The organism is Streptomyces sp. NPDC001270 (genome assembly GCF_042896695.1).
Taxonomy (GTDB): domain Bacteria; phylum Actinomycetota; class Actinomycetes; order Streptomycetales; family Streptomycetaceae; genus Streptomyces.
In genome coordinates this window covers 52,119-59,274 of the sequence record NZ_JBIAXM010000044.1, presented here as the reverse complement: position 1 = coordinate 59,274, position 7,156 = coordinate 52,119, and the positions used below count along the sequence as shown (strand labels likewise).

The following is a 7,156-nucleotide window of genomic DNA, read 5'->3' as shown; positions in this document are numbered from 1 at the left end:
CTCCCCTCCACCAACCCCGCAGTCCTCGCCTTCCTCCGCGAACACGACGACGACCTCGTCCTGTGCGTCCACAACTTCTCCCGCTTCGCCCAGCCGACCGAACTCGACCTGCGGACCTACGACGGACGGCATCCCGTCGAACTCATCGGCGGGGTCCGCTTCCCTGCCATCGGTGAACTCCCCTATCTCCTCACCCTCGCGGGCCACGGCTTCTACTGGTTCCGGCTCTCCCGAGTCGCATCCCGCATCGGCACACGCCGCTGAGCGCGCGGCGCCGAGGAAAGGACGCCTCACCATGCCGAAGACCGCTTCCCTCCGGCCGCGCGGCAGCGCAGCACCCGACCCGCCGATGGCCTCCCTGGCCGGGCTGCTGTGCGAGTGGCTGCCCCGGCAGCGCTGGTTCGCGGGCCGGGACCAGCCCGTCACGGACCTCGCCGTGCTGTCCATGACCGAGCTGTTCCCGGGCTGTGTGCACCTGCTGGTGCACACCGGTCAGGGAGGCGCCCCCGCGCCCGGCGGCACACCCCCGGCCGGCGCCTGCTACCAGCTGCTGCTCGGCGTGCGCAAGCGTCCGGCGCCGCACCTGGACCAGGCGTTCATCGGCTGGCCGCAGGAAGGTCCGCTCGCCGGTCACGCCGTCTACGACGCGCTGCACGACCCGCGTTCGGCCGCGCTGCTCCTGGAACGGCTGCGGAGTCCCGGCACGGCGGGCCCGCTGCGCTTCGAGGCGGACCCGGCCGTACGGGTGCCCGGCGGGCTCGCGCCGCGGCTGCTGGACGCCGAGCAGTCCAACTCCTCGCTGGTGTACGGCGACGCGTACATCCTGAAGGTGTTCCGGCGCGTCCAGCCCGGCACGAACCCCGACCTGGAGGTGCCGGAGGCGCTGGCCGCACAGGGCTGCACGCGGGTGCCCGCCCCGGTCGCCTGGTTCCGCACGACCGAGCCGCGGCCCGCGACGCTGGGGGTGCTCCAGCCGTTCCTGCCGGACGCCTCCGACGGCTGGACGCTGGCGTTGCGGGCGCTCGCCTCGGCGGACGCCTTCACCACGGAGGCGCACGAGCTGGGAGAGGCCACGGCGGACGTCCACCTGGCGCTCGCCACCGCCTTCCCGGCCGCCGACGGCGGCGAGAACGGCCACACGGTGGCGGCGATGACCGCCCGGCTGGAGGCAGCCGCGCACTGTGTGCCCGCCCTCGCGCCGTTCGTCCCGGGGCTGCGCACCGCGTTCGGCGCGCTGGACGGCGCCGTCGCCGGACCGCCCGCCCAGCGCATCCACGGGGACCTGCACCTCGGCCAGGTGCTGCGGGCCGGCCCGGACTGGTTCGTCATCGACTTCGAGGGCGAGCCGTCACGCCCGCTCACCGAGCGGCGCAGCGCGCAGTCCCCGGTCCGGGACGTGGCCGGCATGCTGCGCTCCTTCGACTACGCGGCCCGGCAGCGGCGCCCCTGGCACCCGGAGTGGGCCCGCCGCTGCCGGGACGCCTACTGCGCGGGCTATGCCACCCGGGCCGGGTGGGACCCGCGCCAGGAGCACGCGCTGCTGCGTGCCCATGAGACCGACAGGGCGGTGTACGAGGCCGTCTACGAGGCCCGTCACCGTCCGGACTGGCTGCCCGTTCCCATGGCCGCGATCGAGCGGCTCGCCGTCAGGGAAGGCTGACACCATGGCACTGCGCGACACCTCGCTCCCCGAGCCGTCGGGACCCGTACCGCCCGCGGTCGTGCCGCTGGATCCGGCCGACCGCGAGCGGCTGCTGGCGGGCGCCCACCACGACCCGCACGCGCTGCTGGGCGCCCATCCGGTCCCGGGCGGGGTCCTGTTCCGGGCGCTGCGTCCGTTCGCGCGCGGGGTGAGCGTGCTCATCGACGGGATGCGCAGCGCCCTGGCGTCCGAGGGCGACGGGCTGTTCTCGGCGGTGCTGCCGTACCCGGCGATCCCGTCGTACACGCTGCTGGTCGAGTACGACGACTCCGCGGCCACCGGCCACGAGACCGCGGACCCCTACGGCTTCCTGCCCGCTCTCGGCGAGCTGGACCTGCATCTGATCCAGGAGGGCCGGCACGAGCAGCTGTGGCGGGCGCTGGGCGCCGAACCGATGACCCACCAGGGCGTGCGCGGCACCCGTTTCACCGTGTGGGCGCCGAACGCGCGAGGGGTACGGGTCGCGGGTGACTTCACCTGCTGGGACGGCACCCAGTATCCGATGCGCTCGCTGGGCTCCGCGGGTGTCTGGGAGCTGTTCGTGCCGGGGATCGGCGAGGGCGCCCGGTACAAGTTCGAGATCACCTCACGCCACGGCGACCGGTTCCTCAAGGCCGACCCGATGGCCCGCCGCACGGAGGTGCCGCCCGACACGGCCTCCGTGGTGACGTCCTCGCGCTACGAATGGAGCGACGACGTGTGGCTGGCGCACCGCGCGGACGTCCCGGTGCACGAGGCGCCGTTCTCCGTGTACGAGGTCCACCTCCCGTCCTGGCGGCCGGGACTGACGTATCGGCAGCTGGCGGACGAACTCCCCGCCTACGTCAAGGACCTCGGCTTCACCCATGTGGAGCTGATGCCGGTCGCCGAGCATCCCTTCGGCGGCTCCTGGGGCTACCAGGTCACCGGCTTCTACGCGCCCACGTCGCGGCTGGGCACCCCGGACGACTTCAAGTACCTGGTGGACGCGCTGCACCGGGCGGGCGTCGGCGTGCTCATGGACTGGGTGCCCGCTCATTTCCCCAAGGACGACTGGGCGCTGGCCCGGTTCGACGGGGATCCGCTGTACGAGCCCGCGGATCCGCGGCGGGCCGAGCATCCGGACTGGGGCACCCTGGAGTTCGACTTCGGCCGCACCGAGGTGCGCAACTTCCTGGTCGCCAACGCCGTCTACTGGTGCGAGGAGTTCCACATCGACGGCCTGCGGGTGGATGCCGTGGCCTCCATGCTCTACCTCGACTACTCGCGCGACTCCGGCCAGTGGACGCCGAATGTGTTCGGGGGGCGCGAGGACCTGGACGCGGTGGCGTTCCTCCAGGAGATGAACGCCACCGTCTACCGGCGCTGTCCCGGCGTGGTGACCGTCGCCGAGGAGTCGACGGCCTGGGACGGGGTGACCCGGCCCACGGACCGCGGCGGTCTCGGGTTCGGGCTGAAGTGGAACATGGGCTGGATGCACGACTCCCTGGAGTACGTCCAGCACGAGCCGGTGCACCGCAGGTACCACCACCACGAGATGACGTTCTCGATGGTCTACGCCTACAGCGAGAACTACGTCCTGCCCATCTCCCACGACGAGGTCGTGCACGGCAAGCGGGCGCTCGTCTCCAAGATGCCCGGCGACTGGTGGCAGCGACGCGCGAACCACCGCGCCTACCTCGCCTTCATGTGGGCCCACCCCGGCAAGCAACTCCTCTTCATGGGCCAGGAGTTCGCCCAGGGCGCCGAATGGTCCGAGGCCCACGGCCCGGAGTGGTGGCTGCTGGATCCCGGGTACGTCGCCGAGGCCGACCACCGCGGCGTCCGCGACCTGGTCCGCGACCTCAACACCGGCTACCGCGCCACCCCCGCCCTGTGGCAGCGCGACACCGACCCGGCCGGCTTCCGGTGGGTCGTCGGTAACGCCGCCGACGACAACGTCTTCGCGTTCCTGAGGTTCGACGTCCAGGGGACACCGCTGCTCGCGGTGTCGAACTTCTCCCCGGTGGTCCGCCACGGCTACCGCCTCGGCGTGCCCAAGGGTGTGCCGGTGTGGCGGGAGATGCTCAACACCGACAGCGCGCGCTACGGAGGCGGCGACGTCGGCGAGCGCGGTCCGCTCGTGCCGCGGGACGGACAGCTCCGTATCACCCTGCCGCCCCTCGCCACGGTGTGGCTGGTGCCGTCCGCGGACTGATCCGGCCGGTCCGCCGCCCCGCCCCCGGGTCCAGCTCACCTGGGCCGCGCCCGAGCACCGTCGACCACAGGGGTGACCGGCGACGTCACCCTCCGTGGGATCTTCCGGCCCGGCCGGTGGCCGTCACGGCTCGCGCACGCCGCCACGCGGCGGGCGCCACGGGTGGTGTCCGCCGGCCGGGACGGCTCCGAGCACGTGTTCCGCCGTGCGGGCAGGCGTAGCCGGGCCGCGCGCGGGAACCCAGCCCAGGGAGAGAGCAGTCCGGGCCGCGGCCCGCTTCACACGGTGCTGGGGAAGAGACGATGGCGACCGGGTCACGATGGGACGACACCCCCCTCTCGGAGGAGTCCTTCGAGCGCAGGGTCTCCTTCCGCGGGGAGCTGGGCAATGTGACGGGCGCGCGGCTCGCCGCGCAGGACTTCCTCGGCGCCCTCGCCCGGGCGTCACCGCCGACCGCCCCCGAGTCCTGGGAGGACATCCTGCTGGTGGTCACGGAGCTGGCCGCAAACGCCGTGCAGTTCGCGCCGGGACCGTTCGCCCTGCGGATGCGCCGCACGTTCGACGGCGTACACGTCACGATGCACGACACCAGCACCGTACGGCCCGAGCCGCGGCCGTTCAGCCCCCGCACGGGCAGCGGCGTCGGCTGGCGTCTCGTCGGCACGCTGTGCGACCAGGTCAGCGTGGTGGTCACGCGCGGCGGCAAGGACATCCACGCCTTCCTGCCCTGGTGAGGGGCGGCCGTCCCGCCGTACCGGGGCGAAGGACCACCCCGCCGGGACGCCCGGCCTGCCGCCCCGTCACCCGGGATGGTGGGCGACCACGCCGAACATCGTCACGGACATGTGCAGCCCGCCCCGCTCGGCCGCCTCGGCGAGCGTGGTGTACATGGCGTCCCGCTGCCGCTCGGTGAGCAGTCCGCGGCGCACCGCCGAGTCGCCCAGCATCCGGATGATCGGCCAGGCGACCGACCGGTGGTCCTGGAACAGGGCCTCGCAGCCGCGGTCGTCGACCACCAGGCCGGCCGCCGTCACCTGTCCGACGAGCCGGCGCCCCGAGTACGGGTTGGCGGCACCGGTGAGGGCGCCCGAGGCGAGCGCCCGGACGGTCTCCGGGTCGCCGGGGTGCAGGACCGTGGTGGCCCAGTCGGTGTCGAGCAGCGCGACGCGGCCGCCGGGGCGCAGCACCCGGACCATCTCGGCGACCGCCCGGTCCGGCTCGGTGAGGTGCTGGAGGACGCGTTCGCACCACACGACGTCCACCGAGGCGTCCGGTACGGGCAGTGCCAGTGCGTCGCCGTGCGTGAAGCGGGCCCGGCTCTCGGCCGACCGCGCCTCGGCGACGGCGCGCAGCCCGGGGTTCGGTTCGACGCCCAGGGCGAGGCCCTCGGGGCCTACCGCGGCGGCCAGTTCCCGGGTCTGCGAACCGGTCCCGGCGCCGACGTCCAGCGCCCGCTCGCCGCCCTTGACCGCGAGTGCCTCGTGGGCCCAGGCGCGCAGCCGCCGTACCCCGGGGTTGGCGTCCTGCGCGTCGAGCGCGTCGGCCTGGGGCACCGGGTCGGTGGGGTGCGTCCGAAAGCCCGGGACGGGCGGTGTCAGCGGCATGGCGCGCACTCTACGACCCCCGCGGCCCGCGTGTGGTCTACTCGCGCAGAAGGACGGGCTGCGCTCCGCGGCGGGAGGTGCCGGTGCCCGTGCGCCGGTCCCGCTGCCGCTCCCGGCTGGCGGAACCACCCGGGACACGGTGATATCGATGGGGTGCGAACCCGCGATCCGGGGCAGGCGAACGGCGTCGAGCCGGACCGCCCGGACCCGTAGAAGGGATGGAGACCGTGACACGACCCAGGATCCTGGTGGTGGGCGCGGGCTTCGCCGGTGTGGAGTGCGTTCGCCGCCTGGAGCGGAAGCTCTCCCCCGACGAGGCCGACGTCACCCTGGTGACGCCCTATTCGTACCAGCTCTATCTGCCGCTGCTGCCGCAGGTCGCCTCCGGTGTGCTGACCCCCCAGTCGATCGCCGTCTCGCTGCGCCGCAGCAGGAGGTACCGCACCCGGATCATTCCGGGCGGCGCCGTCGGCGTGGACCTGAAGGCCAAGGTCTGTGTCGTCCAGACGATCACCGACAAGATCGTGGACGAGCCGTACGACTACATCGTGCTGGCCCCGGGCAGCGTCACCCGCACCTTCGACATCCCGGGCCTGACCGATCACGCGTACGGCATGAAGACCCTCGCGGAGGCCGCCTACGTACGCGACCACGTCATCGCGCAGCTCGACCTCGCCGACGCCAGCGACGATCCCGCGGAGCGTGCCTCGCGGCTGCAGTTCGTGGTGGTCGGCGGTGGGTACGCCGGCACCGAGACCGCCGCCTGCTTGCAGCGGCTCACGCACGCCGCCCTGCGGCGCTACCCGCGGCTGGATCCCGGCCTGATCAAGTGGCACCTGATAGACATCGCTCCCCGGCTGATGCCGGAGCTGGGCGACAAGCTCGGCCGCAGTGCGCAGGAGATCCTGCGCGGGCGCGGGGTCGAGATCTCCCTCGGCGTGTCGATCGCGAAGGCGGGGGCGCGGGAGGTCACCTTCACCGACGGGCGGGTGGTGCCCACCCGCACGCTGATCTGGACCGCCGGGGTCGTCGCCAGCCCGCTGATCGCGACGCTCGGCGCGGACACGGTGCGGGGCCGGCTCGCGGTCACCGCGGAGATGGCCCTGCCGGGGCACGACGGGGTGTTCGCGCTGGGCGACGCCGCCGCCGTGCCGGACGAGGCCAAGCACGAGCCGGGAGCCGTCTGCCCGCCCACCGCGCAGCACGCCATGCGGCAGGGCAGGCAGGTGGCCGACAACGTCATGGCGGCGCTGCGCGGCCTGCCCCTGCGTCCGTACGCGCACCGGGACCTGGGGCTCGTCGTCGACCTCGGCGGCCGGGACGCCGTCTCCAAGCCGCTCGGCATCGAGCTGCGCGGCATGCTCGCCCAGGCGGTCGCCCGCGGCTACCACTGGTCGGCGCTGCGCACCAACGTCGCCAAGACCCGGGTGCTGACCAACTGGCTGCTGAACGCCGTCGGCGGCGACGATTTCGTGCGCACCGGGTTCCAGGCCCGCCGTCCCGCGAAGCTGAAGGACTTCGAGTTCACCGACACGTATCTGACGCCCGAGCAGGTGCGGGCGCATGTGGCGGGGCACGCTCTGGACAGCCCGGCGGACTGAGACCGGGCGCGGGTCCGCCGCGGTCCGTGCCGTCCGGGTGCGGCGCGGGTGCCGTGCCATGCTGAGCGGTGGA

6 protein-coding genes are annotated in these 7,156 nt (G+C 73.6%); 5 read left to right on the top strand and 1 reads right to left on the bottom strand.

What is annotated here, in order from left to right:
- The 4 genes from ACFY2B_RS40760 to ACFY2B_RS40745 all read left to right on the top strand — a co-directional run.
- On the top strand, positions 1–264 hold a 264-nt coding region (locus tag ACFY2B_RS40760; RefSeq protein WP_390768116.1), incomplete at its 5' end, for an alpha-glucosidase C-terminal domain-containing protein.
- 31 nt (positions 265–295) lie between these two features.
- Positions 296–1,660 (top strand): maltokinase, encoded by a 1,365-nt coding sequence (locus ACFY2B_RS40755; protein WP_390768115.1) that lies wholly within the window; start codon positions 296–298, stop codon positions 1,658–1,660.
- Between the two features lie 4 nt (positions 1,661–1,664).
- Positions 1,665–3,878, top strand: a complete 2,214-nt coding sequence (glgB, locus tag ACFY2B_RS40750) for a 1,4-alpha-glucan branching enzyme (RefSeq protein WP_390768114.1) — start codon at positions 1,665–1,667, stop codon at positions 3,876–3,878.
- Positions 3,879–4,180: 302 nt separating this feature from the next.
- Positions 4,181–4,612, top strand: coding sequence for an ATP-binding protein (locus ACFY2B_RS40745; protein ID WP_390768113.1), 432 nt, complete (start codon positions 4,181–4,183; stop codon positions 4,610–4,612).
- 66 nt (positions 4,613–4,678) lie between these two features.
- On the opposite strand, the gene ACFY2B_RS40740 is transcribed toward ACFY2B_RS40745, so the two are convergent.
- The gene (locus ACFY2B_RS40740; RefSeq protein WP_390768112.1) at positions 4,679–5,482 is read right to left on the bottom strand and encodes a methyltransferase domain-containing protein; all 804 of its coding nucleotides are present in this window, start codon (positions 5,480–5,482) and stop codon (positions 4,679–4,681) included.
- 218 nt (positions 5,483–5,700) lie between these two features.
- Between ACFY2B_RS40740 and ACFY2B_RS40735 the strand changes: the two genes are divergently transcribed.
- Entirely contained in the window at positions 5,701–7,083 is a 1,383-nt protein-coding gene (locus ACFY2B_RS40735; RefSeq protein WP_390768111.1) for an NAD(P)/FAD-dependent oxidoreductase, read from the top strand.
- Positions 7,084–7,156 lie beyond the last annotated feature (73 nt).